Genomic DNA, 26392 nt, shown 5'->3' with positions numbered 1-26392 from the left:
AGAACTTGCATTAAAGCGATTTTCCAACTAGCAAGCCAAATAAAAGACGAGATAAATAGTATTAACCACCAGCGACAGCAGGAACAATACTTACTTCATCGCCATCTTTTAGGGCTGTATTAATACCATCTAGATAGCGAATATCTTCGCTATCGACATAAAAATTTACAAACCGACGTAGTTTGCCTTCGTCATCGCACAACCGCGATTTAATCCCAGGAAAGCTTTGTTCTAAAGAGTCCAATAATTCAGCAATGGTGCTACCGTTGGATTCTAGAGTAGCTTGATTATTAGTCAAATTCTGAAGAGTCGTAGGAACTAAAACTGTTACAGCCATAGAAGTACAAAGTGAAAAGTTAGGAGTGAGGAGTTAAGAGTGAGGAGTTAGGAGTTAGGAATAAAAAAACTCATAACTCATAACTCCTAACTCATAATTAAACGAGGACTTGTTGCCATTCCAAGCGATCCAGAGTACGCGATCGCTCTAGCGCCCGTTCAAAACTATCGAGTTTGGCATCAATAGTCAAGGGTTCGCCAACGTAGCCTTGAATTGCTTCTTGGGTTTTCAGACCATTGCCAGTGATGTAAATCACGGTAGTTTCATCTGGATCAATTTTGCCAGCTTCTACCAGTTTTTTCAGCACGGCCACGGTAGTACCACCAGCCGTTTCTGTGAAGATGCCTTCGGTTTCTGCCAGCAGCTTGATGGCATCAATAATTTCTGCATCATTGACTGATTCAATATTACCACCAGTCTTCTGAGCTAGCTCTACAGCATAAATGCCGTCTGCTGGGTTACCGATCGCTAACGATTTAGCAATTGTATTCGGTTTAACTGGTTTAATAAAGTCGCGTCCTTCTTTAAAGGCTTGGGCGATGGGTGAACAACCTTCAGCTTGAGCGCCGCTAAAACGAACGCTCTTGTTTTCTACCAAACCAACTTCGATAAATTCTTGGAAACCTTTATAAATTTTGGTGAATAGTGAACCAGATGCTAAGGGAGCAACAACATGATCGGGTAATTCCCAGCCTAGTTGTTCTGCAACTTCAAAACCTAGTGTCTTGGAACCTTCAGAATAATAAGGACGCAGGTTAATATTGACAAAACCCCAGCCATGTGTATTAGCAACTTCAGAGCAGAGACGATTCACTTGATCGTAGTTACCCTTGACGGCCATTAAGGTAGGACTGTAGATCAGGCTACCAATAATTTTACCTGCTTCTAAATCTGCGGGGATGAATACACAGCAGTCTAAACCGGCATGAGCTGCGATCGCAGCTGTAGAATTAGCCAAGTTACCCGTGCTAGCGCAAGAAACAGTAGTGAAACCCAACTCCCGCGCTCTGGAGAGGGCAACTGATACTACCCGATCCTTAAAACTAAGGGTGGGCATATTAACGGCATCATTTTTTATATAAAGCTTATTTAGACCCAGGCGACGGGCAAGGCGGTGAGAACGAACCAAGGGAGTCATACCCGTTCCCACATCTATAACATTGTCAGTTGCAACAGGCAAAAAGGGACGGTAGCGCCAAATTGAATTGGGCCCGGCTTGAATTGTTTCACGAGTAACAGTTAGACGTAGGGCGCTGTAGTCATACTTGACTTCTAACGGGCCAAAACATAACTCACAAACATTACTGGCTTTAAGTTCATATTCCGCACCACATTCTTTACACTTTAAGGCTTGAAAGTAGGCAGTGCTGCTTTGAGTTTGGGTTTGGGTTTTGATTGCCTGAGTCATAAACTAGCTTTCCCTGTTTGTCTGTCTGCTGTCGCCTGATACTAACACGAGCAAAAATACCAGTCAAACATACCCGACATTTTTAGTCGGGTATAGTTGGTATTGAAAGGAGTGATTTTTGTAAACTTTTGATCATAGTAATCCCTTTGCCTAGTATTTATGCTTAGGATTTTAATGTTATAAAAAAACAAATATTCATAAAATCTAAGCATTAACACATAAAATAGATATGATTATTACCGTTGTTTTTGGTAACACGCCTACAACAGACCTGAAGGGAAATAGATTTGCGTACTCGCGTGATTATACCTTGGGAAGCAAAAGAAGGCTCTCAAGTCCAGTTGGCTCAAAGATTTAAGGTCAGTTTGGGGAGCATCTCAATGAGTGTAAAAACACGTTTGCCCTAGCGAATGGAATTCGCGGCTATACAGACAAAACCCACCTCCGTGGGTTTCAATTCCTTTGAGTTTGCGTAGGCGGACAACTCTTAGAGACGCACTCGCGTTCGTTTGTGTAGCCGCGATTTCTAATCGCCTGGTATATTTGCAAAGGTGAGATGCTCCCTCAGTTTGTCAGTCAGTGGTTTATTTATCTAAAAATTGCTGCTGCAACTTCAACTGGTTCACCTGTCAAGCTAAAAGGGCGAACTTCAGTAATTTTTACCTTCACCAATTGCCCTTGCAATTCTTTGATGTCGCCACTAAAGAATGTCAGACGATTACCATCAGTACGTCCCATCACCTGGGTTTGATCTTTGGGGTTTTGGTCTTCTACTAAAACTTCTTCAATGCGTCCAAAGTAACGTTGCGATCGCTCGGCTACTTTCAAGTTTCCCAAATGATTGAGCCGTTGGAGGCGATCGCTTTTAATTTCTTCACTCAGTTGATTATCCCACAAAGCGGCTGGTGTCCCTGGACGCGGCGAATATGCTGCTGTATTCAACATATCAAAGCCAATATCTTCCACCAGTTTCAGGGTATTTTCAAACTGTTCTTCTGTCTCCCCAGGAAAACCGACAATCGCATCAGCACTAATAGAAGCATCTGGCATATACCGCCGAATGGTATCAATGATGCGGCGATATTTTTCATGAGTATAACCCCGCGACATCGCTTTCAAAAGTTCATTATCCCCAGATTGAAAGGGAATGTGAAAGTGTTTGCAGACTTTAGGCAACTCAGCACAAGCCTTAATTAATCTCTCTGTAAAATAACGGGGATGGCTAGTAGCAAATCTTAACCTTTCAATCCCCGGCACATCATGTACATAATAAAGTAAATCTGTGAAGTTGTGCAGATGTCGTCCTTCTGCTGTTGCTCCCGGCAAGTCTCTGCCGTAAGCGTCAATATTTTGACCGAGTAGAGTAATTTCCTTGTAACCTTGCTGTCCTAATTCTTCCATTTCAGCCCGGATAGCTGACGGTGTGCGAGATTGTTCGATACCGCGCACATTGGGAACCACGCAATAGGTGCAGCGTTCGTTACAGCCGTAAATGACATTTACCCAAGCCGTTACTTTACTATCCCGTCGCGGCTGGGTGATATCTTCAATAATATGAACTGACTCGGTTGCAACAACTTGGTTGCCGTCGAAGACTGACTCTAACAAATCTTTGAGGCGGTTGGCATGTTGTGGCCCCATTACCAAGTCTAATTCTGGGACTCGCCGCAATAGCGCTTCACCTTCTTGCTGGGCAACACAACCAGCAACGATGAGGGTTAAATCAGGCTGCTCATGCTTGCGCTTTGCTTGTCTGCCAAGATAGGAATATACCTTTTGCTCGGCATTATCGCGAATTGTGCAAGTATTGTAGAGAATTACATCTGCATTATTTGGATCTTCTGCCCATTCAAAGCCCATGTCTTCCAAAACGCCAGCCATGCGCTCTGAGTCAGCTTTATTCATCTGACAACCGAAGGTAGTGATGTGGTAGTGGCGTTTAGAAGTGGTCATGGGCAATTATGCTTAATCAGCGAAATGTATATAGAGTTTTTTTCTATTCTAACCCGCGTAAATCACTGTAATATCATGTGCGGTTAATCAATCTGAGTAAAAATGTTTGTAGTCAGGACTGAAGCGTTGATTATGTAAAGCTCTTTGGGCATAGCTGCGCTTACCGTGTAGCGTCTCGTAAACATGATTAAAGTTTTGACTACAAACCAAAATTTTATGATGATTATATTTAGCAAAAATTATATAAATTATAATGCATTTTTTGGAAACTTTAGATTTATGATAATAGACTCATAAGCGATAAATGCTGATATTTACGTTGTTGCTTAGTTAACTAATTAGAATAAAGTTATTCTTGAATATCAAAGTCAACTTTAGCATAAATATCTAATAAAGGGATTTGGAATTCAATAGAGGATAGTATTAGGATACTACTATCTTCTTCATATTCAGAGAAAATCCATTTTTTCTCATCAGTTTTAGAATATTGTTCTACATGATTTTTGTACTGATCAATTAGAACATATTCCTGAAAACTGGGGATGGTACGATAAGCCGCAAATTTTTCATCTTTATCATAGCTTCTAGTAGATTTGGATAGGACTTCACAAATTACTAAGGGATTAGTAATTGTATCTTTACGTCCCTCAGAAAACTCTAATGAGCCTGCAACAACCATTACATCAGGATATGTATGAATTCGCTTTTTGGGAATCCATAGACGTTGATCAGCTACGAATACTCGATAAGGTTGCCGCTTCAAAGCAAAATTGAGGGCTGCATAAAAATTACCAGCTATTTGGTTGTGATTTGGTGTTCCCCCTGTCATAGGTATAATTTGACCATCTATATATTCATGACGATACTCGGAAATGACTTCTAGTTCTAGATATTCTGTGGGAGAATAGTTGCGTTTTTCTTGTAATTGCATAGGACAAGATTCTTGGGAATTTTTGATTTTACATTGACCAGATATGTCTGATCAATGCTATTCGTTTTTACTGTAGCGTTGTTTTTTTTAACGCAGAGGGTTTATTAGGTTGGGTTCCAAGTGCCGTGGAAGCTATGAGGGATGACGCTAGGTAATCCTAGTTTACAAACGGGTTCGGCATCCAGGCGATCGCTATCAAATACCCAAACTTCGCTACTATGAGAATTGGCATCGTAGACAACGGTTAGTAGCCAACCTTGTGCAGGGTTTTGGATGTTTTGGGCGTGGATGGGTTCTGAAGGATAACGGTTTTCTCCAAAGTCTGCTTCGGTGAGGGTTTCGGTCTTATGATCAAAACGAGCGATCGCATTTAATATTTCTTGGCTAATATCTGTTCCTGAACGGAATTTTGACATATATGTGTAACGGGAAGCTTGCCCCACGTTTTGCTGTGGTACATTGGGAAATTCACAATGTCCGTTCAATAGCGGTTGAATTGACGTAATTTTGCCAGTTTGAGGATGCAGATGAACTCGCGTTAATGTACTTTTAGCTACGGTGTGAGTCTTACCTGTCGCTACTTCCTTGAGATACTGGTTAGTTTGAAAATCTTTATAACGGGCGATATCCACAATCACTGAACCGCTAGCATCTACATAACCGTTAGCAAAATGCCATTGGAACCAAGGTTCGGTTTCTCCACGACTCACTACAGATAGGGTTTCCCGATCAATAACTAAAATCTGAGTTCCTAGTTTAGGTTGCCACTCTAGCGAATCACTATAGTTGCTTATTCCTATTAGCAGAGGTAAGATATTCAACCGCACTGGCGGAATGAAAAATACAAGATACTGTCCTGCTAAAACAAAATCATGCACTAATGGCACACCATCTAATTGGTATGCGGCTTGTTGGATAATCCTCCCAGTTGAATTGCTTTTGTAAATATTAAGCATCGCATTTAATCCAGGGCTAATGCCAAAATTAAAAATTTCTCCTGTTTGCTTATCACGCTTATAATGTGCAGAATAGTTTAATCCTTTGGTTAACCCCCCTAAATCATCTTCACCCGAAGTTTCTAAAGTTTGTAAATCGAGGGCGTAGGGTTTACCACCTTCCCATAGTGCCAAAAGTTTATCTGGAAGTGCTAGCACCGAGGTGTTGGCAGCATTCTTGATGGGCTTTTGCCATTGATTCCAAATTGGGCCTGGTGCATTCATGCCATAATTGCCGTAGACTAGTTTACCTGCTGCGGCTTCTTCTTGATAACCAGAGGTTTGCACGTAGCGATAAACCCCGGTTGCAACTGCATCGGTAAAATTTACAGCCAGAATTGCTCCATCTCCATCAAACCAGTGTCCCACGTGAATGCCACCGCGTTCTAGCCGTGCGGGCCCATTGCGGTAAAGTGTGCCACGCAAGCTATTTGGAATTTTGCCAGAAAGAATTGGCAATTGGGTAGCGGGAAATTCTTTTGCCGATTCTGCGTTAGCATTCGTGCAGCGTTCCGCAGGAAAGCTCACCGTTGGCGTAGCCTCTCGTCGAGAAGGTATCGCACCTGCCCAGGCTTTTATTGTTGACTTTTCCTCACTAGTCTGCATAACAGATTTTTTGCGTACCTAAATTATCGATCTACATAGCTGCATTCTTACATTTTCATTTTTTGTTAGCTAAAGTTGGATATGGCTGAGGACACGATCGCATTTTGGCTAACTTTCGTATTTGTTGCCTAACTAGCTTCTGGCTGCTGCCTAGTACCGCAAGGCGGAAGTCAAAAGTCTAAAGTCAAAAATATTATGGAATAAGCTTTTTAAAGATTTTCAATGGTTGCTCTATTTACGCCGTAACGTACTAGGCATCCTAATTTACATGCTCTTTCTTTTCGGAAGATTATAGATTTTTTACTGGGTACAGACTATACAGATAGCGATCGCCCTACAATTGAAGGGGTAGGGGAGAGAAGGCGAGAAAGCTTATATCCTATGCCTTTGGGTTATTTTTAACTGTAGAGTTATTATTGCCCTGCTGCACTAGTATGTCAAAATAAAAATACCCGATACCTCAAGGTGAGCGATCGCTCCAAAAGCTAGATTAAAGGATTGACCTGAGCAATGGCAGACCCAACCAATCACAATCAAGCGGGAGAAGTAGCTCCCAGCACAGTTGACCAGCAAGCTCCCAGTGTGGCTGAAGAACACGCTCCTAGTACAGACTCACCCGAAGCTACAGACCTTCCTACTGCTAACGCGCCAGACCCTAAAGCTGCAAACTCCGAAGATAACCCCAATGCTGCTAAACCAGCTGCTGCATCACCCAAGCGAGAAAAACCCGCAGCAGCCGCCGCAACAGGAGAAAAACCAGCCGCCGCAGCTAAAGCTGCAAAAAAGGAAAAAGCCCCATCTGTTGAAGATAAGCCATTTGTAGAGTTCATTGAGCAAGACTACTTACCAGCTTTACAAAAAGCGATCGCTCAACAAGGTGTGCAAGATTTACAGGTGTCTTTTGCCAAGCAGAAAGTGCCAATCACTGGCTTTGAATCTGCCCAAGAATGCTGGCAAATTATCGGCAGTTGGAAAGAAACAGGTCAGCGTCAGTTTAACCTGTATTTCCCTGAAGAAGATATTCAAGGGAAAAAGGGATTTTCCTGTAATGAAGGGAAAAAACCTAGCACTCTTGAGTCATTCTTAATCGATGAGCGTAAAATTACACTCGATTTGTTGGTATATGGCTTAGTTCAGCGCTTGGGTGGTCAAAAGTGGCTAGGTATAAATTAGTCATTGGTCATTGGTCATTAGTCATTAGTTATTGGGTTTTGAACAAAGGACAAGTGACAAAATGACAAAATGACAAATTAAAGTTCGTGGAAATGGTAAATAACGGCTCCAGTATTGGGGTCGTTATCTATTTTTACATAACCTGATTTGTACATCTCATTGAGAGTAGCTTCTACTTCAGCAAAGCTAGCGCCCGTAAATTTAACGCCTTGAGTGACAGTTAAAATACCACCCTTACTTTCCGCCGCTTCAATCAGTTTAATCATCAGTTGGTTTCCTGTTGGAGGGTGAACTTGAGAGGTAACCACTGCTTGATTCAACGGCACACCGAAGGAAGATACACCTGCTTTTAGTCTCAGCTTGTGTTCGTATTCCTCAACGATGTTGGGGATAAAGAACAAATCCACGATCTGCCCTATACCAAATACACCACCAGTCAACAGCCAGAACAAACCAGTTCCGATCTTGCCATTGTAGAAACGGTGCAATCCCCCCACCCCCATAAATCCGACTGCACACAAGATGTAAGAGACAAGAAGTCGGTCTTTCTGCTGATTTTTTTCAAGATTCATCTTGTTTTCAACTCTTTGGATTTGCTCTTGTTGTCTAAGATGGGTTTTCCATATTGTAGTTGCAACTACAGAAAATTACTGAGGTAGCAATGCTTTGAGAGTAAAATAAGTGCGTGCTACTCCACTTGATCGAAACAGTACTGATCGGGAAACTACGTTTATCTGACTACTAATCCGCAATTCTTGGTTCCGCAAATATTGAATGATTGTTGCAACTCTTAATCTTTTGCTTACAAATTTCTAACCCGCACCTTGGTAGACTAAACTTTATACAATTGCATTATTGTCGGCTGTTACGCCTTAACAGAACATTACCCTTAGCTTTCTGGTGAGGCATTCCGATATTGGGGGTTTCCCCATAAGGAACTGCACCAAGCCGAAGGGTCTACTTAAGATAATAAAGACGAAAGAGCAATCAAGACATGGTAGATTCCCTCAAAAAACCAGGCTTTGAAGAAATCCGGCCAGGGATTAAAGTCCCGGCAAAAGAAACCTTGTTAACACCTCGGTTTTATACTACCGATTTTGATGAAATGGCGCGGATGGATATTTCCGTCAATGAAGACGAGTTACAAGCCATTCTCGAAGAGTTCCGCACTGACTACAACCGCCATCACTTTGTTCGGGATGCCGAGTTTGAACAATCCTGGGATCATATTGACGGGGAAACTCGCCGATTGTTCGTTGAGTTTCTAGAACGCTCATGTACGGCAGAGTTTTCCGGCTTTTTGCTGTATAAAGAACTTGGTCGTCGCTTGAAAGGAAAAAGCCCCGTCTTGGCAGAGTGTTTTAACTTGATGTCACGGGATGAAGCGCGTCACGCTGGCTTTTTGAACAAAGCTTTGTCGGACTTTAATCTGTCCCTAGATTTAGGGTTTTTGACTAAGAGCCGCAGTTATACCTTCTTTAAACCGAAATTCATCTTCTACGCTACTTATCTTTCTGAGAAGATCGGTTATTGGCGCTACATCACCATTTATCGCCATTTAGAAGCACATCCCGAAGACCGGGTTTATCCAATCTTCCGGTTCTTTGAGAACTGGTGTCAAGATGAAAACCGTCACGGCGATTTCTTTGATGCGATCATGAAATCCCAGCCGCAAATATTGAATGATTGGAAAGCACGGCTGTGGAGTCGGTTCTTCCTGTTGTCGGTGTTTGCGACAATGTATCTCAATGACATTCAACGCAAGGACTTTTATGCCACCCTTGGATTGGATGCACGGGAATACGACATCCATGTAATTAAGAAGACTAATGAAAATGCAGGTAGGGTGTTCCCACTGATGCTGGATGTAGAAAATCCAGAGTTTTATCAGCGCTTGGATACTTGTATCAGTAATAATGAAAAGCTGGGTGCGATCGCTAACTCCAGCACTCCTAAATTCCTGCAAATCTTCCAAAAACTGCCACTTTACATCTCTAATGGCTGGCAGTTATTGCGGCTGTACCTGATGAAGCCGATTGATACTGTTTCTGCTCAAGGGGCAGTACGTTAAGTTAAAACAGGTTTGCGAAAGCTTTAGTGGTTCTGCTGATTGCAGAGCCACTTTTTTTTATCCTAAATATTAGATGTGATTGGTAGTGCGATCGCTAACTTACTGGCAGGCAAAAATCGGATTTGATGAAAAGATTAGTTTAATAATTTTGACTCTTAGATGTGGAATTCCCCGATGTTATCAACAGGGAAAATCCAGCATCCTAGATTGAGTTGCTCTACCAACTCATAATGGAAATTTTAATAACCCTTACACCGATTGTCATCATCGTAGGTTTAGGATTCCTAATTTTAAGCCTTTTCCAAGAAATGAAAAACCAAAAGCCAAGCACTAACAATCGTAATCCGCAAAAACAATTTACTCAAGCGAAAACTACTACAAATGTAGATAACTACACTCAATCACAATTAATAAGTATGCTGCAAGGAGATCGTGATGCATGCCAACGCCTTATTACAGTTGCTAAAAGGCAATATCCAGGGAAAAGCGAGCAGTGGTATTGGGAGCGAGCTATAGAAGATTTGATTAGAGACAGACGTTAATTGTTACTAGAGTGAATAAACCCTTTCGAGAACAGTAGCAATGCCATCTATGAAGATGGTTCTACCGGAAATAACCACAGCTATGTCTGGCAACAAAAAACTTCTCTACGTTCCCTGCGGATGCTAGGCAAACGTGCAGCGTGTCGCAGACAGACACTCCACGTAGCTTGCTTCTTCGTAGGAGTATGTGTCTACATAAAAAGTACCCTTGAGTGTACTATTTACTGCCCAATCCTATATTCCATGCTAAGAATAATGTGGATATAAGTAGCAACTAAGCAAAAACAGAGTGATTGAGTATCTTGGTTAATTACCTCAAAGCAATTCACAGATATTCAGTAGCCCTATTCAATACCTATGAAATTTTAAAATAATTGGAGGCAAAATGGTTTCTAATGAAAATATAACTGATAATGATTGGAAGTTGAATGAAAGCAGGACACTGATTCAAGCACTGATAAAAGATTTTTATAAAAATAATTTAAATAATTTTGCTGATCCAAGCAAACAAGAAGGATTAGTAGCAGCGGGAAAAGAAATATCTCAAATAATTATATTGTTTAATAGACTTCAAAAACTCATTAATAAAAATACACCACAAAATATTTGGTGGAACAGAATACCGAGAATAGTTATACCTGACAATAGTGATAAAATTCAAAGAGAACTGATTGAACTCTCTAAAGCTTTAATATTTGCAATAGAAGCTCTCCGCGAATCATCTTCAAATGTAAATATTGCTCAAGCTATTAGATTTGACGTTGAACAAATTGTTTGTAAATATGAACATCCTCTAACAGGATTTATCATCAACCCCTTTTTATCAGTTCATCGTTCACCATCAACGACGACTAAAGTAATTTTTGGACTAATAAGTGCCGTTTTTATATATGGAGGAATTACTTCTTCTTCTATTGCAGGACTTTGGATTTTCTCAGAAGTTATTAATTATTACAACAATAATAATTATAATATCAACAAGAAAGCATTGCAAAATGAAATCAAAGAGATTCAAAAATATACAGATAGCCGGGTAGAGGCAATTCAAAATAAAGCTGAACAACAAGAACAATCAGAAAACAATAATTTTACTCCTGATGTTAATGTTAACAAGTTAAAACAAACCAAAGAAGAAATTAAAGAATTAGGTATAATATCACAAAAAAATGCAGAATTTAAAAGTACAGAATTAACAACATTAAATAGTAATCTTGCTGAATTAAATGCACAATATAGCAAAAGGCAATCTGTAAATCAGAAGTATAATGAATTTCTCCTTCAACTAAGTCTAGCTATTTCGGCAGGAACATTAGGTAGCATTATCAGTATTTTAATCAGAATTGAAGAATTTCAAAATAAGAAATATTCTGATCCATTAACTCCATTCCTTGTGGGTGCTTTTAAACCAATGATCGGAGGAGCATTTGCTGTTTTGTTTTTAGCCTTAATTAACTCCGGAATAATATCAATGTTTATTAATCCCAGCGTATTCAAGCTAAATCCAACTACCAATCAGGAATCATCTCAAGATCAACAAAGGTCTTTAATTTTTGTTATAGCATTCGTTGTTGGTTTTAGCGAACGGCTTGCAAAGGATTTTATCGGCAAAGCAGAAGAGATAGCAGGTGCAAACCGAGAAAATTCTGAATATAAACCAGTTAATAATGAATTATCAATTGATATAAATAGTTTAAATATGCCGGATAAAAAATTAGCTAACAGTGCAATTGCTTTAAATAGACTACCAAATAAAGTAGATAGTAGTGATTCGCAAAATGGTGCAGATGATTTAGACTCTAGCAAAGGCGATCGCTAATTTTTCACTCTATGCCAAATAAACACTTTTATCACATTGGTTTTGGACAAGACGATTTAGGTTCATCACCTCCCAGCATTGCCCTATTATCTGGCGATCCAGAGCGATCGCGTCTCATTGCCCAAACTTCTTTACAAGATGTGCGCTTGTTGTCCGAAAATCGCGGACTCAATAGCTATGTAGGATATTTGCCTAATGGTCGCATCATCTTATCAGCTACTAGTGGTATAGGTGCGCCTTCATTAAGTATTGTTGTCAACGAATTAGTACAAGTAGGAATCCGGCAAATTATTCGCATTGGAACTTGCGGATCAATTCAACCGCATATACCAGTTGGTAGCGTTGTTATTAGCAGTGCAGCATTGTGTCGCCAAGGTGCAGCAAATGACATTGCACCTATGGAGTATCCAGCCGCAGCCGATCCTTTTCTCACAGTTGCTTTAGTTGAAGCCGCGCGAGAATTAAAAGTTGAACATTACATAGGAATCACGGCATCAGTTGATACTTTTTACGAAGGACAAGAACGCACTGATTCTGCGAATCCAAATTTAATGCGATCGCTGCATGGTATTACAGAAGAATATCGGCGCTTGAATATCTTGAATTATGAGATGGAATGCGGCACACTATTTAAAATGGCAGGAGTGTATAATTTTGCTGCTGCTGCTGTTTGCGGTGTAGTAGCTGGCCGTACTGTTGATGAAAATATCATCTTAGAACAAAAAGATATTGCTGTTCAAAATGCGATCGCAACTGCTGTATATGCAGCAGCAAACCTTGAATAAGCTAAGAAATTTCTCTTATCTAACTTCTTAGTCTGCCAGATTTAATCTGCTATAAGTAATTTTCTCATGTCTTCACCTAATCTTTAATTTATTAATCAGTAATCCTAGGTAAAATGTATTGAGTAAGATGCAATTTTATCAGGGCAAAGGCATCTAAAGTAGAAAAATCCTTTAATGGCAAGGGTTTAGGCATTTTATCAGGCTATTTTCTTCATCAAGATGCTTATCTAACAAAAATTTCATAAATCCTGTACTTTGACTTGACAATTTTATTTTATGGAGATACATAAATAAAAATCAAAAAACTCACTAATTAGCTTATAAGTACAAAAAAATGTGAATATTAAAGACATATTATATAAACAATAATTATCACAAAAAATGTCAGTTATTTGAAAATTATTTGTAATAAAGAGTTCTAAAAAATGGCTTTTACTCTGAAAATAATGGGTTTATAGCACTAATTTTTGCACCCACTATAATGAATTTATTTATTATAAAGATATCAGCGAAATTGGAGAAAAATTTAACATGAGGAATGCTTGGAGGCATTGGATTACGACCGTTAACCTAGCTGCAATTGCACTAATGCCGACGCTGATATTTTTAGCATTCTCTCATCGGGCAACAGCTGACGATCCAGGAGCATGTTACATGGTAACCTCCTCTGGTAAAACCGTTGGATTGGAAAGGCTTTGTAGCAATAATATATTTGCCGCACCTTCAGACAACAGAGTTTTTCGAGTCCCAGTCAAACGCCGCTTTGGTGGAACTCCTGTGATTGACGTTACCTTCAATGATAAAAAAACCTTTGAAATGATTGTAGATACAGGTTCTAGTGGAACCATTATCACTCAAGGTATGGCGAATACACTTAAACTCCAGGCTACAGGTACAATCCAAGCCCAAATTGCCGATGGCAGGGAAGTAGAATTCCCAACCAGTAAGATAAAATCTATTGCAGCAGGTGGAGTTACAGCCAATAATCTTCAGGTAGCGATCGCACCAAAAGCAAGCATCGGTTTACTGGGTCACGATTTTTTTGGCAAGTATGATATTAAGATTCTGGAAAAAGAGGTCGAATTTTATCACCGCTAATGTTCGCAGTTAAAAACGTAGTATCCTACATTTTGGTATCTAATAAATAAGTCCAAAAGCATGAGGATAAATCCCATAGCATTACTACTTAGCGGAGTGATTGTCAACTCATGACTAAGCTGATTGAATACGAAGAAGCCAGCGACGAAGTCCGCGCAGTATATGACGACATCCGCACCACGCGGCAGAATGACTATATCAATAACTTTTGGAAAGCTATAGCCAATCATCCCCCTACCTTACAACGAACTTGGCAAGCGGTGAAGGAAGTGATGACTAGTCCTGGTGAGATAGATCCACTGATGCGCGAACTAATTTATATCGCTGTGAGTGCAACCAATGGCTGTGATTATTGCATTGCTTCGCACACAGCAGGGGCGCGTGCCAAGGGCATGAATGATACCATGTTCGCGGAACTCATGGCGATCGCAGCCACTGCCAACATGACCAATCGCCTCGCCAACGGCTATCAAATTCCGGTGGATGAGAGATTTAAGACGTAATACCAATTTAATGTGAAGTTGCACATATCTTGATCCCCCTAAATCCTCCTTAAAAAGGGGGACTTTGATAGATGTTTTTCCAGTTCCCCCCTTATCAAGGGGGGCTAGGGGGGATCGAATTCTATGCAGCTTTATAAAAAATTGGTATAAGAGTGTAGCCTTGTCCATCCCTGTTAAAGATCAGGTTTAGCAAAATTATTGACTATGCCAAAAATTCAGATTAACGGGATTGATTTGTTCTACGACATTAAGGGAACGGGTGAGCCTTTGCTATTAATAGCTGGCTTCCTTTGCGATCATGCTTATTGGTCGCTGATTATGCCATCGTTGATTTCGCAGTATCAAGTTATTCGCTTAGACAACCGAGGTATGGGGCGAAGTTCTGCTCCCGAAAACCCTTATAGTCTGAAACAGATGGCTAGTGACGTTGCAGCATTGCTCGATCACATTGCGATCAATAAGGTGCATCTAGTAGGTCATTCAATGGGTGGTCAGATAGCCCAAGAACTAGCGTTAGCACATCCTGAAAAGGTACAAAGTCTGATATTACTTTCATCGTTGGCAAAGGGTGATGGATTATTTAACAGCATCATCGAGACTTGGGGGGAACTCTGCACTAATGTAGACTTGAAACTTTATGAAAAAGTCGTATTACCCTGGATATTTACAGATACGTTCTACTCGATTCCTGGGATGATCGAAAGTCTGATCGAATTTGCAATTAGATATCCTTTCCCGCCAGCGACTCATTCACTTCTTCATCACAGCCGAGCCATGCTTGACTTTGATACAACAGACCGCCTTCAAAAAATTCATTGTCCTACACTAGTTCTAGTTGGTAAACAAGACATTCTCACCCCGCTAAAGTTTTCCCAGGAACTTGCTCAAAGCATTCCCAACAGTGAACTTGTAGTCCTTGACGGTGGGGGTCATGGCTTCTTAATTGAGTCACCGGATGCTGTGGTTTCAGCCATGCTTAACTTCTTGCGGAAGTTGAAACCAGTGTTAAGTGTTAACTGTTGAGGGTTAACGATTATCGGTCATCACCCTTCATGTAAATGAGAGATAGTATTTGCCTGTAGCCAATCTTGAAACAGAGATTCTAATACTTGCTCCCGACTTTCATTGAATTCGGCAGGGAAGCGCTTCTCAATTCTGAGAATGTGATAACCCAGTTTTGTATGTATTGGCCCAATTACCTCGCCTTCTTTTGCTTGAGCGATCGCTTGTACAATCTCTGGCATTAATTCTGATAAAAAGCGAACACCAACAAAACCACCATTTTGTTTAGACTGTTTACCTTTGGAGTACTCTATTGCTACAGCACAAAAGGACTCATTTAATTCTTGAATTGCATAAGTTACTTTTTTAGCCTCTGTTAAATCGCTGACTAAAATCTGAGATAGGGCAACACGTTGATAGTCGTTACGATTACTCAAATAATGACTATCAACAGCATCTCCAAGCAGATATTGTTTTAACTTTTTTGTAAGTAGTTCTAATTTGATACCCTTAGACCAATCTTCTACGGAAATTCGCTGCTTTTGAAGCCATGCTAAAGTTTCAGAAGCACCTAACAACTTGTGTTCCAAACGAAAGGTATCTCCTGCTGCTTGCAGTTCTTCATCAGTAATAGTAATGCCGAACTGCTCACAAATACCCAAAACTAATGCATCATATTCAGCTAAAACTGCAATTTCAGCAATTTTGTGAGAACGGCGCAGGTAAGCAATAATATCTTCGTTTGTTGCTAGGGCAATTTCTGGCAGTACAAATTTATCTGTGGACTCCAACTCAGGAGTCAGTTCTGTATGGGAATTTTTCCCGTTAAGAAGACTGGCGTTTTTTTCTAAACTTTCTGCGATCATTTTCTTTTCCTTTCAAAGTAGATTGTGGTGCAAAAATTGTTATTTACCTGCCTGAGTTGGGTCTAGCCCACTGTGGGTATAGTAGGGATGGGTAGAGTAGTATGGATGGTACACCGAACTGAAGGTTTACACTTGGGGCTATATATTGTGATTGTGGGATAGCACCAAGGACTGTAGTTTACTATCCCTATACCACCATTACTACTGATTAAATCGTTATCAAATAACTCGGTCATAAAGCTTTCGGAATCTTTGAACAATTCAGAACCAGCAGGGTATAAGTTGGAAATCTTAATACTTGCCATTAGAAATATCTCCTAAGTTAAAGTTATTTAACTTGCGATCGCACTGTGTTAGTTGGCATTGTTGTCTAAACTCGGTAAAGTAATCGCTCAGATGAAATTTCCTGAATTTTCAGCTTTTGACGATGTAAATCACCGTAAAGGTTGAGGTAGTCAAGTTCAATAGGAGTGAGTTTACTCTGCTGGACTCCAGCGATCGCTGCATCAATTTCTTCACGTCGAGTCAAACCTGTTAAGCAAACATCAACACAGTTCTGTGTTAACGAATATCGGTATAAGTCAGGAACAGTAGGCCGCCAGCATTTTTCAGGTAAACCAACCGGAGCATCCCAAAGTGCGCCTGAGTGAGAACCTGTAGATTTGAAGGTGACAATACCTGGTCGAGATGGGTCTTGCGCGTTCAATTGATTAAATATCTGACTCTGAGCAGACCGATGCGCGACATTATGTCTGACCATCACCACATCTAATAGGTCGCTATGCAAGCACTGTTGCGCCAAATTAATATCATGAAAAGAAGCACCAATATAGCGGACGGCTCCCATCTTCTTGAGTCTTTCGGAAGCGCCAAACATTCTTTCAATGGTGCGCTGATAGACGCTATTGCTGCCTCTTAAATCAGGAGAAAGCTGCAAGCAATTCTGTAAAACTGACTGATCGTTAGAACCAATCCAGCCCCAGAACAACACATCGATATAATCAATATTTAGCTCTACGAATTGATCTAATAGAGCAGCTAGCGCCATTTCTGGACTTTTGATATAAGTCACGGTTGCCAGCACCACTTTCTCTCGCACTGAGGAGCCACGTCCACAAAGCTGGCGCAATGCTCCAGACATCGGACTGTAGATATAGTGGTGCAAATCGCTAGAGTAGAAAAAGTAGTTAATTCCACGCTCGAAAGCGTAAAGGGTATCTTCACTAGAGATGCTACCGCCGCCACCTAAGCCGAGACAACTGACTGTTAAATCAGTCCGCCCTAGTTTGCGGTAAAACGGTAAATCGGACTCTGGAAAATTATTTGTTACATGACTAACTTCGCTGACTGAGGCTACTTTAGGCAATGCAAGATCGGTTAGTTTCATTGGTCTAAAGGGGTGTAGATGTCAAGAGAGTTGGCATTTAGGTAAGAATGCTGCCAATCAATCCCTAGAAGAGAAAAGTGCTGATGGATAGCTGCCATCCGGCTCTGGGGCGATTCATCACCTGTAGCCCGTGCTTCTAGCAAGCCATTGGCAACAATTTGGCAACGGTTCATCCCAAAACTCTCTACAGCAGCAAATTTGCAATCTGGTTCTTCTGCTAGAGCAAGTCCAGGGGCAAGTAACTTTGTGAACAAGGGTACTTCGGTGCGAAAATGCGATTGGTTTTCTGCATAAACATTTTTTAGCACTTGCCGGATCGGTTCATAATTACTTTTCTCAAAGTAGAGAACCCCACTGTCATAGCGTCCGTAATCAGAAGGGTTGTATAGAACTTTAAAGGTGAAGGGGATTTTGATTTGATTCAGCTGCCGTGTCAGGCTTTCCATGAGTGCGATCGCACCTTCAGGTGTCAAGTTAAAGTACACTCTAACTGTCTGAGGATGAGTGTCTGGACCGGCATTGCTAACAGCCATGTAAAATCCATTTTGAACTAAATTACGAGGCATACGGATAGCTACTAAGTTGCCTACAGATGCGGATTGTTCGGTAGGTTGTAAATGGCGATCGCGCTCAATATGCAAAGTCAAACCACCCTTTCTCACGGCGAGGCTATTATCAGATTCTTGCCGCAACACCTGCCAACCTGGGTCAAAGTAGCCTTCTCCGGTATTGCTTTTATGTAGGCGATCGTAAAACTCTACGTCTACTCCTAGAAAAGTATTATTCTCTAGATTCTGATGCAGTGCTAGGTTATCTGAACTTGCATCTGCTGCTAGGGAAGCTTGCATAGAGCCGTTGTAATAAATGCCGTAGAGAAAACTTTGCAGTTGTAGACTCAGATACTTATTCTGGAGATCCGAAGGTATTCGTTGAAAGCGGGCTACTACCTCAGTAGGAATTTCAAAAGTTTTGTAAGCTGGATGGCTAATACAAAAATTCGACTGGATTTGAACATGATTGGCAATATCTTGAAGAGAATCCAGTATTTGATCTGGCGTAGAAGTTAGCGGTTGACTTTGAAGAGAATCTAATAATTGCATAATGGTTTAGGTGCAACTAAAAATACTTAAACGAGAGAACGGCTTAGGTGAGTGAGTTCAGATTCTGCCACTCCAAAAACAGTTAGGATTGATTGTTCAGGGCGACACAACAAAGTTTTGGCAACCTGAAGCATACAGATTCCTGTATTGCCAAAAGATTTTTGGTATTGGAGCATTGCCTGAATTTGTTGAAGTAAGGCAAGGCCAGAAAACTGCACAACTCTTCTTAAAAAATCAGGACGGCGCTCTATGATTTCTGGAAAATTACCAAGATAAGCTTTAGTAAGGGCTGCAATCGAAGGTTGAATTACCTCAAGAGGAGTCATAGCTAGACGTAAAGACTCTTCAATATCAATAGACTTACTAACAACTAAGCTGCTTAACCAGATTTGCAGGTAGCTGCCAATTAGCATTCCTAAATCAGATGCAGGATCTCCCCAAGCGCCGCGTTCCCAATCTATCAATCGAATAATACTATGACTCGATTGCTCTGCTTGAGAAATAGTTTGCTCCCAATCGTTGTGCAAAAGGATGTTGTTCAGCTTTAGGTCATTGTGTGTTAGACAACAAGCCTCGAAAGCAGTGGCGAGTTCTGCGATCGCTTTTCCCAGACTATCGTAACGTTGATAGAGAGCAAAGAATTTCAGACCATCTGCTGGCATCTGGCCAAAAACTTCCGGGCTAATTCGTTCTAGCCCACGAGCAAATTTAGGAGTCTGGGCAACGGGTATATCTTTAGAATTGTGAGAGAAGAATTCCTGATATTTTTGATTGTTAAAAGTAGCGCGATGGATTGTAGCTAGAGTAGCTCCGATTGAAGTTGCGATCGCTGTTGGGAAAACGTTTTCTTTAGTGTAGAATTCAAATAAATCGCAATAGTCATTGAGGTAGTTAAAAACAATGATTGAATTTTCAGCATCAAAATGAAGTATTTGCGAAATCATTGAACAAATGTGATTAATCTTTGGAAATCGTTGTAATAACTCTTGAATCCGCCATTCATTGAGGAACTCACCAGCCATTTTCCCTTCTTGATTGTGACGCTCCTGTTTGACGAGGAGTTTACGACCGTTCTGGAAACTTAATAACAAATTAAAGTTTTTGGCAAGTTTTAGTTCAATTTTGCTCAAATCTGGTTCTTCTTGATTACAAATACTCTGCCCAACTAAATACTTAAAAACGTTTTGAGAGTTTAACAAAAGTGTCATAAGTATCCCTATGTCTGATGTTGAGTTTCTGCTTGCTTACACAAATAACAGTCTCTTGTTCTCTATAACAAGGCACTTAATGATTATTGTTCGACCCTAGTGTGATTAGAGCAGCTGTACTGTATTAAGTGCATCTTCATAGAGAATTGGATCTCCACCCTACCGAAGTCCTCGTTAACTAGGTTATCTCGACTTAGTTAACGAGGCTTCTACAGTTATTGAAAAACTATTTTCTGTTGGTGTAAACGGCGGAAGCTATACCTATACCAATACCTGCAACAGCTCCTTTGGCGGCTTCCAGTGCGATGGCTGCACACGGTGCCGATGAAGCTGCAAAAAATGCAGGAACTGCTGGTAATATTCCACCGTTAACAGAATCAAGCTCTCGATCAGTTACTGCATCTAGGTAGTTCTCTGTGTGCATAAACAGGTCAAGTCCAGCTACATTGAGTTCAGCAATAGTAATAGATGACATGAGAAATTCTCCAATTGAATTAAGTAAGTTTGGAAAAAATGAAATCACTAATAGTGTGGCTGTTTAATACCTAAATCCTTAATCATCGCGTAGAATCGTGTATGCAACAACTCCAGTAACCACCACACTAGCTACAAAGCTAATCGCAGGCGTACCCGTAGCAGCTGCGGCACTGAGTACCCGTGACGTTATTTGTTGAGTTATGCCACCGCCAGAGACTTCACCGAGTTCACTATTAACTAAATCATTCATAAATGTCTCAGAATCAGAAAACAGATCAGAACCAGTGGGACGCAAATCGTAAATATTGATAGTAGCCATTATTTTTCCTCTTGAATGAAATTGCTTGAAATGAAATTAGCTGTAAACTGCTTTGTTACAGCTTAGTTAGCTTCTCCTTCACCAACAAAGAAGGTTGTAATAAAGACGCTTACACTAATGCTTACACTAACAGCCACACGCGCTAGAGAGCCACCCTGGATAGCGCCAATCTCACTATCAACTAAATCATCCATATAGCCTTCAGAGTCAGAAAAGTCAGAAAAAAGTTCGGAACCAGTAGGACGCAAGTCAGAAATGTTGATAGTAGCCATTGATTTTTCCTTGTTAGAAGAAGTTGTTTTAAATTGGATTAGCTGTGTATCGCTTAATCACATTTCAATCTTCGGAGATTCAATCTAGAATTTCAATACTTAAAAAGTTATTCTTTATGCATAATTCAATGAGTTATGTTTTAATTATTAAAATATTTAATATTCAAAAATAAAAGTACTTTTTCCTGAAAAACTACAGTGCAGTAGTGCGTCACTACTCCGAATCATCTAATTTGAAACTGAAGCTATGTTTTTGTTGTAGATGGTACTGTTTTTACCCTGTCACAGCACTATCGCCTGAAAAACAATACTTCTGACAGTTCACCCGATTATTGTAAAGCTTTGTAACGAGTTGTGGAATTCCCGGAGTTTTGATTCAGAGAAGTAACAGAGGTTGTCAAGGAACGTCCAGATTCATTTCTATCTGGGCATTGCAAGTTATAGCAGGAGGAATTGCTGTGGACAAGCAAGGTATATACTTAACAGCGTTTCAGCGTAAGCTTTTGCTCAAGAGTCTAGAAACAGATTTACGCCCAGAATACCGCCGTCGAATTGAAATTATGTTGTTGGCAGATGCAGGTCAATCTCAGACTCAAATCTGCGAAGCTTTAGGATGCTCTCAGGAGACAGCACGGCACTGGATTACTATGGCACAGACTGGTCAAGCTCATCATTGGAGCGATCGCCTAATGGGTCGTCCCAAAGCTGTGAATGAACAATATTTGGCTCGTTTGCAAGAACTAGCAAGTCATAGTCCGCGTGAGTATGGCTATTCATTTGAGCGCTGGACAGGACAATGGTTAAGCAAGCATCTGGCAAAAGAGATAGGAATTCAAGTTAGTGCTTGCCACATTAACCGCTTGCTCAAAGAGATGGGACTTTCAACTCGACAGATACGTAAAACTGCGGGGCAAGAAATTGATAACACAAGAAATTCTCGGATTACTATAGGCAACCTGCTACCGAATGTAGAGCCTGATTTTCGGTGGTCACTGAATTTCGCTAAGACAAGTAATTAATTCTGGCGTTAAACTCTCAACAAATCATGGTTCAGAATAAAACAGAATTTTCCACTCAACAGCTTGCCCAAACTCTGGGGCAGACTCTTTCAGAACAAGAACTTTCAGACTGCATTAAACAAATTGAAATTCTCCAGCATAGTGCAGGCAAATTGTTCTGGCAGACAGCAGACGCAAGTGTTGGCATTTATATAATCTTGGCAGGTAAAGTCAGATTGCTCGATCGCACCGATAATTTAATCGCCTCTGTAGGCGCGGGAACATCATTTGCTCAACTAACGCTATTTCCAGAGGAGCAATTTCAACCTTACGTTGCTAGGGCTTCAGTAAATCTCAAACTTGGTTATATTCCGGGCAATTGTTTGCGATCGCTCATCCGCAAGTATCCTTCTATTGGGCAGCATCTTCACCATCAAGCTGTACTTTGGGATTTACTACTTTTATGTCGCCAAAATGCGGCGCTGAATAATGCTGCTTACGAAGGTGTAATGCAAATACAACCACTCCTAGAGCAGCACAATCTCCAAATTAATAAACTTCCATCTTCTTTACTTAAAGACCAGCAACTTTGGATACTGCGTCGCGGCGAACTACTGCACACATCAGGACTCAAACTCACTGCTGGCAATATTTACACCTTATCTCAGTTACCCAAAGAACGTGGTTGGCAGGTAACTCAACCAACGCAACTATACAGCCTCAGCCGTTCGCATTGGGAAACTGCGCTGCAATATGTACCACAACTGGCTGAACTCGATGCTGCTCCATCAGCTAACAACCACCCAATAGCAGCGTCTGAGCCTGTTATATTTCCCCAATTTACTGTTGAGCCAAAAAACCAGTTCAAGAAAAAAATTAATAAAGCCTACTTCCCTAGCCCAACCGTAAAAATTGGTCATTTATGGCAACGTATCACTCGGCGCTATCCCTTCTTTGAACAACAAAGTGCATCTGATTGCGGTGCCGCTTGCTTAGTGATGGTTGGTCTTTACTGGGGTAAGCGTTTTAGCGTCAATCGGCTGCGAGACATTGCCAACGTTGATCGGGATGGGTCATCGCTGCGAGGTTTAGCAGCAGCAGCAGAAAGCATCGGGTTTTCGACTCGACCCGTAAAAGCCAGCCTTGATAAACTTGCCCAGCAAAGCCTCCCGGCTATTGTGCATTGGGAAGGCAAACATTACATCGTTGTCTATGAAGTTAAAGGCGATCGCGTTATCGTTGGAGATCCTGCTATTGGTCAGCGTACCCTCTCTCATACAGAATTTAAAGCAGGTTGGACTGGCTATACTTTATTACTCCAACCCACTGCCTTACTTAGAGAGACAAAAGAAACTAACACTCCTTTCTGGCAGTTTTTTGAATTAACGAAGCCTCACTGGCTGGTATTGTTGGAAGTATTCATTGCTTCCATCCTCATTCAGATTTTTGGTCTGATCACACCCCTATTTACACAATTATTGTTAGACCGAGTAGTTGTACAGCGCAGCGATCTAACATTAACGGCTGTAGGCATAGGCTTAGTAATTTTTAGCCTTTTTAGAGTTGCCATAACTGGGCTGCGGCAATACCTTCTAGACCACACAGCTAACCGAGTGGATCTAGCCTTGATTGTAGGTTTTATTAGCCATACTTTCCGTTTACCTCTGAATTATTTCGAGTCCCGCTACGTTGGCGATATTATTTCCCGCGTACAAGAAAACCGCAAAATTCAACGTTTCTTAACTGGTGAAGCACTATCTATCTTTCTCGATTTACTAACAGTATTTGTCTATGTAGGGTTGATGTTTTGGTATAGTTGGAAGATGGCATTATTGACCCTAGTGATTGTGCCACCATTCGTATTGTTAGCGTTGATTGCTACACCTTTCTTACAGCGTGTTTCCCGTGAGATTTTTGGGGCACATAACGAAGAAACTGGGTATTTGATTCAGTCTCTGACTGGTATCCGCACGATTAAGTCTATGGCTGTTGAGCAGACAGTACGCTGGCATTGGGAAGAACTTTTTGGTAAATCAGTTAAAAAGACTTTTTCCGGGCAGGTAATTGGCAACACACTGCAAATATTTAGCTCTGGAATTGAAGCTGTAATCACCGCGGTGTTACTGTGGTTTGGGGCGTGGCAAGTGATTCAAAATGAACTTACAATTGGGCAACTGATTGCTTTCAATATGTTGCTAGGTAATGTGATTAATCCCTTCCAAAGGTTGATTTTACTATGGAATGATTTGCAAGAAGTACTAATTGCTGTTGAGCGAATTAATGATGTGATTGATGCTGAACCAGAAGAAGATTTACAACACCAGTCTCATCAATCTTTACCGCCAATTCGTGGTTATATTCGCTTTGACAAAGTTACTTTTCGTTATCATCCAGAAAGTGATAAAAACACCTTAGAAAACATCAGTTTTGAAGTCCAACCAGGACAGACGATCGCTCTTGTCGGACGCAGTGGTTCGGGAAAGACAACGATTTCTAAGCTGATATTGGGGCTGTATCCGCCCACAGAAGGGAAGATATTGATTGATGGGTATGATATCACCGCCTTGTCATTGCGATCGCTCCGCCAACAAATTGGTGTAGTTGACCAAGATACCTTTCTGTTTGGCAGTACGATTCGGGAAAACATTAGTTTAGGTCATCCCGAAGCCTCTTTAGAAGAAATCATAGAAGCCGCTACACAAGCAGGAGCGCATCAATTTATTAAGGAATTACCGATGGGCTACGAAACCCAGATTGGTGAGGGGGGAGGAACCCTTTCTGGTGGACAAAGACAACGGTTAGCGATCGCTCGCGCCCTTGTAGGAAATCCCCGACTACTGATTTTAGATGAAGCTACCAGTAGTCTTGATGCTGAATCTGAACGCATTATCCAGACTAATCTGAACACAATTCTCCAAGATAGAACAACAGTGGTGATTGCACATCGCCTTTCAACAGTACGTAATGCTGACAGAATTTTGGTGCTAGATAAAGGCTTATTGGTAGAAAGTGGCACTCACGATCAATTAATGGCTAAACGTGGTAAATACTTCTACCTCAATCAACAACAACTGACTGTAGCAATTTAAATCAATTATTTTTGTTCATTAATCAGAGAATTAACAATGACAAGCGAATTTACGACACAAGAAAAGTTCAGTCAGAACGGCCACTATCCTAGTAGTCAAGCGGACTTAAAACCTCAGCCAAAATCTTCTACATCTCTTAGTGAAGACTGGTCTTCTTTAACTAAAGAATTAATTGATACATTACCACGAGTTTGGACACGCGGATTGCTATATTGGCTAGTAATATTTGCGGCGATCGTTTTACCTTGGGCAATGCTATCTAAAGTAGACGAAACAGGTAATGCTAGAGGACGGCTTGAACCTCAAGGTAGAACTTTGAGATTAGATGCACCTGTTACCGGAAAAGTTATATCTATCAAGGTTAAAGAAGGCGAAACTGTTAAAGCTGGACAAATTTTACTGGAGTTGGAATCAGATATAAATCGCACTGAACTACAACAAACCCAGGCCAAGCTTGAGGGGCAACAAAATCGAGTTAATCAGCTTCAGCTATTAAAAAATCAACTGGCAATGTCTTTACGCACTCAGCAATTACAAAATCAAGCTCAAGAGTCTGAACAACTTGCTCAACTTGACCAAATTCAGCAACGGCTTAATTCTAGTAAACAAGTACATATTCTAGAAAAAGGTCGCCTGAAATTAGCTAATAATGAAATACAACGTTATCGATATCTTTGGCAAAAAGGCGCTATTTCTAAAAGTAAATTAGAAGAAGTAGAAGGCGCTATGTTTGAACGCCAGAGACTTCTAGAACAAGCTCAATCAGATATCCAGCAAGCTACTACCGAAATTACTAAACAACAAAGCACCAATCAACGGATCAGTCGTACGGGTGAACTTGCACTTTTAGATAGTCAGAAACAAATTAAAGAACTTCAATCTCAAGTTGTCGATGTGCTATCAGAAATTGACCAAACCAAAAAACAAATTCAGTCTTTGCAATTTCAACTACAACAGCAAACTCTTCGCACGCCTATTGATGGCACAATTTTTCAGTTATCTATAAATAATGCTGGAGCAGTTGTGCAACCAGGGCAAATGGTTACTCAAATTGCACCTCAAGGAGCGCCTTTGATATTTAGAGCCGAAATGCCCAGTCAAGAAAGTGGTTTTCTCCGTGTAGGAATGCCTGTAAAACTGAAATTTGATGCTTATCCTTTCCAAGATTATGGAGTAACTGAAGGCAAGCTTCGCTGGATTTCGCCAGACTCTAAAGTTGTAGAGACTGCTCAAGGTAAAATAGAAAACTTTGAATTAGAAATTGCAGTACCACAGACTTATATTCAAAGTGGAAACAAACGTATTGCTTTAACACCTGGTCAAACAGCAACTGCTGAGGTAATTGTTCGGCAACGCCGTATTATTGATTTTGTGTTAGATCCGTTTAAAAAGTTACAAAAAGGTGGCTTAAAACTATAAAAACAAGGAAATTTTAACAACCTACTTCTTCCTATTT

General features: G+C 40.7%; 25 protein-coding genes. 11 read left to right on the top strand and 14 right to left on the bottom strand.

Annotated features, from left to right (window positions below):
• Positions 1 to 61: 61 nt before the first annotated feature.
• From H6G96_RS27670 to H6G96_RS27650, 5 genes are all read right to left on the bottom strand, one after another.
• Positions 62 to 337 (bottom strand): ubiquitin-like small modifier protein 1, encoded by a 276-nt coding sequence (locus H6G96_RS27670; protein WP_114083352.1) that lies wholly within the window; start codon positions 335 to 337, stop codon positions 62 to 64.
• Between the two features lie 97 nt (positions 338 to 434).
• Positions 435 to 1745: a threonine synthase gene (thrC, locus tag H6G96_RS27665; protein ID WP_190915510.1), complete on the bottom strand. Its 1311-nt coding sequence runs from the start codon at positions 1743 to 1745 to the stop codon at positions 435 to 437.
• Positions 1746 to 2333: 588 nt separating this feature from the next.
• Positions 2334 to 3698, bottom strand: coding sequence for a tRNA (N6-isopentenyl adenosine(37)-C2)-methylthiotransferase MiaB (gene miaB, locus H6G96_RS27660; RefSeq protein WP_190915508.1), 1365 nt, complete (start codon positions 3696 to 3698; stop codon positions 2334 to 2336).
• A 349-nt stretch (positions 3699 to 4047) separates the two neighbouring features.
• Positions 4048 to 4629: a Uma2 family endonuclease gene (locus H6G96_RS27655; protein WP_190915506.1), complete on the bottom strand. Its 582-nt coding sequence runs from the start codon at positions 4627 to 4629 to the stop codon at positions 4048 to 4050.
• A 104-nt stretch (positions 4630 to 4733) separates the two neighbouring features.
• Positions 4734 to 6230 (bottom strand): carotenoid oxygenase family protein, encoded by a 1497-nt coding sequence (locus H6G96_RS27650; RefSeq protein ID WP_190915504.1) that lies wholly within the window; start codon positions 6228 to 6230, stop codon positions 4734 to 4736.
• 510 nt (positions 6231 to 6740) lie between these two features.
• On the opposite strand from H6G96_RS27650, the gene H6G96_RS27645 reads away from it, so the two are divergent.
• Positions 6741 to 7403 (top strand): DUF2996 domain-containing protein, encoded by a 663-nt coding sequence (locus H6G96_RS27645; RefSeq protein WP_190915502.1) that lies wholly within the window; start codon positions 6741 to 6743, stop codon positions 7401 to 7403.
• 77 nt (positions 7404 to 7480) lie between these two features.
• Here H6G96_RS27645 and H6G96_RS27640 read toward each other — a convergent pair whose 3' ends face one another.
• Positions 7481 to 7975: an NINE protein gene (locus tag H6G96_RS27640; RefSeq protein WP_190915500.1), complete on the bottom strand. Its 495-nt coding sequence runs from the start codon at positions 7973 to 7975 to the stop codon at positions 7481 to 7483.
• Positions 7976 to 8397: 422 nt separating this feature from the next.
• Here H6G96_RS27640 and acsF point away from each other — a divergent pair, with 422 nt between their 5' ends.
• From acsF to H6G96_RS27605, 7 genes are all read left to right on the top strand, one after another.
• Positions 8398 to 9474 carry a magnesium-protoporphyrin IX monomethyl ester (oxidative) cyclase gene (acsF, locus tag H6G96_RS27635; RefSeq protein WP_190731574.1) on the top strand — a complete coding sequence of 359 codons (1077 nt, stop codon included), beginning with the start codon at positions 8398 to 8400 and terminating at the stop codon, positions 9472 to 9474.
• A 230-nt stretch (positions 9475 to 9704) separates the two neighbouring features.
• Entirely contained in the window at positions 9705 to 10016 is a 312-nt protein-coding gene (locus H6G96_RS27630) for a hypothetical protein (protein WP_190915498.1), read from the top strand.
• Positions 10017 to 10401: 385 nt separating this feature from the next.
• Complete coding sequence (locus H6G96_RS27625; RefSeq protein ID WP_190915496.1) at positions 10402 to 11832, top strand: hypothetical protein; 1431 nt, start codon at positions 10402 to 10404, stop codon at positions 11830 to 11832.
• 11 nt (positions 11833 to 11843) lie between these two features.
• Complete coding sequence (locus tag H6G96_RS27620) at positions 11844 to 12617, top strand: nucleoside phosphorylase (protein WP_190915494.1); 774 nt, start codon at positions 11844 to 11846, stop codon at positions 12615 to 12617.
• 531 nt (positions 12618 to 13148) lie between these two features.
• The gene (locus tag H6G96_RS27615; RefSeq protein WP_190915492.1) at positions 13149 to 13715 is read left to right on the top strand and encodes a retropepsin-like aspartic protease; all 567 of its coding nucleotides are present in this window, start codon (positions 13149 to 13151) and stop codon (positions 13713 to 13715) included.
• Positions 13716 to 13825: 110 nt separating this feature from the next.
• On the top strand, positions 13826 to 14218 hold the full coding sequence (locus H6G96_RS27610; RefSeq protein WP_190915490.1) for a carboxymuconolactone decarboxylase family protein: 393 nt from the start codon (positions 13826 to 13828) through the stop codon (positions 14216 to 14218).
• Positions 14219 to 14422: 204 nt separating this feature from the next.
• The gene (locus tag H6G96_RS27605; RefSeq protein WP_190915488.1) at positions 14423 to 15241 is read left to right on the top strand and encodes an alpha/beta hydrolase; all 819 of its coding nucleotides are present in this window, start codon (positions 14423 to 14425) and stop codon (positions 15239 to 15241) included.
• A 20-nt stretch (positions 15242 to 15261) separates the two neighbouring features.
• Here the strand turns inward: H6G96_RS27605 and H6G96_RS27600 are convergent, their stop codons facing one another.
• The 8 genes from H6G96_RS27600 to H6G96_RS27565 all read right to left on the bottom strand — a co-directional run bounded on the left by H6G96_RS27600 (position 15262) and on the right by H6G96_RS27565 (position 20849).
• Positions 15262 to 16086 carry a peptidylprolyl isomerase gene (locus tag H6G96_RS27600; protein ID WP_190915486.1) on the bottom strand — a complete coding sequence of 275 codons (825 nt, stop codon included), beginning with the start codon at positions 16084 to 16086 and terminating at the stop codon, positions 15262 to 15264.
• A 62-nt stretch (positions 16087 to 16148) separates the two neighbouring features.
• Positions 16149 to 16391 carry a hypothetical protein gene (locus H6G96_RS27595; protein WP_190915565.1) on the bottom strand — a complete coding sequence of 81 codons (243 nt, stop codon included), beginning with the start codon at positions 16389 to 16391 and terminating at the stop codon, positions 16149 to 16151.
• A gap of 65 nt (positions 16392 to 16456) precedes the next feature.
• Complete coding sequence (locus tag H6G96_RS27590; RefSeq protein ID WP_190915484.1) at positions 16457 to 17473, bottom strand: aldo/keto reductase; 1017 nt, start codon at positions 17471 to 17473, stop codon at positions 16457 to 16459.
• A complete protein-coding gene (locus tag H6G96_RS27585; RefSeq protein ID WP_190915482.1) occupies positions 17470 to 18573 on the bottom strand; it encodes a T3SS effector HopA1 family protein in 1104 nt (367 codons plus the stop codon). Before H6G96_RS27585 ends, H6G96_RS27590 begins: the two co-directional genes overlap by 4 nt.
• Before the next feature lie 26 nt (positions 18574 to 18599).
• Entirely contained in the window at positions 18600 to 19781 is a 1182-nt protein-coding gene (locus H6G96_RS27580) for an aminoglycoside phosphotransferase family protein (RefSeq protein WP_190915480.1), read from the bottom strand.
• A 226-nt stretch (positions 19782 to 20007) separates the two neighbouring features.
• On the bottom strand, positions 20008 to 20256 hold the full coding sequence (locus H6G96_RS27575; protein WP_190915478.1) for a hypothetical protein: 249 nt from the start codon (positions 20254 to 20256) through the stop codon (positions 20008 to 20010).
• Positions 20257 to 20334: 78 nt separating this feature from the next.
• The gene (locus H6G96_RS27570; protein ID WP_190915476.1) at positions 20335 to 20577 is read right to left on the bottom strand and encodes a hypothetical protein; all 243 of its coding nucleotides are present in this window, start codon (positions 20575 to 20577) and stop codon (positions 20335 to 20337) included.
• Positions 20578 to 20639: 62 nt separating this feature from the next.
• Positions 20640 to 20849, bottom strand: coding sequence for a hypothetical protein (locus H6G96_RS27565; protein WP_190915474.1), 210 nt, complete (start codon positions 20847 to 20849; stop codon positions 20640 to 20642).
• Positions 20850 to 21307: 458 nt separating this feature from the next.
• On the opposite strand from H6G96_RS27565, the gene H6G96_RS27560 reads away from it, so the two are divergent.
• The 3 genes from H6G96_RS27560 to H6G96_RS27550 are packed head-to-tail and all read left to right on the top strand — an operon-like array spanning position 21308 to position 26355.
• Positions 21308 to 21868 carry a helix-turn-helix domain-containing protein gene (locus tag H6G96_RS27560; protein ID WP_347242285.1) on the top strand — a complete coding sequence of 187 codons (561 nt, stop codon included), beginning with the start codon at positions 21308 to 21310 and terminating at the stop codon, positions 21866 to 21868.
• A 26-nt stretch (positions 21869 to 21894) separates the two neighbouring features.
• Positions 21895 to 24936: a peptidase domain-containing ABC transporter gene (locus H6G96_RS27555; RefSeq protein ID WP_190915472.1), complete on the top strand. Its 3042-nt coding sequence runs from the start codon at positions 21895 to 21897 to the stop codon at positions 24934 to 24936.
• Between the two features lie 36 nt (positions 24937 to 24972).
• Positions 24973 to 26355 (top strand): HlyD family efflux transporter periplasmic adaptor subunit, encoded by a 1383-nt coding sequence (locus H6G96_RS27550; protein ID WP_190915470.1) that lies wholly within the window; start codon positions 24973 to 24975, stop codon positions 26353 to 26355.
• Positions 26356 to 26392 lie beyond the last annotated feature (37 nt).

Source organism: Nostoc sp. FACHB-892, assembly GCF_014698795.1.
In the GTDB taxonomy this organism is placed as follows: domain Bacteria; phylum Cyanobacteriota; class Cyanobacteriia; order Cyanobacteriales; family Nostocaceae; genus Nostoc.
Note: the sequence above shows the minus strand (reverse complement) of the source record. Positions and strands in the feature narration are given on the sequence as shown.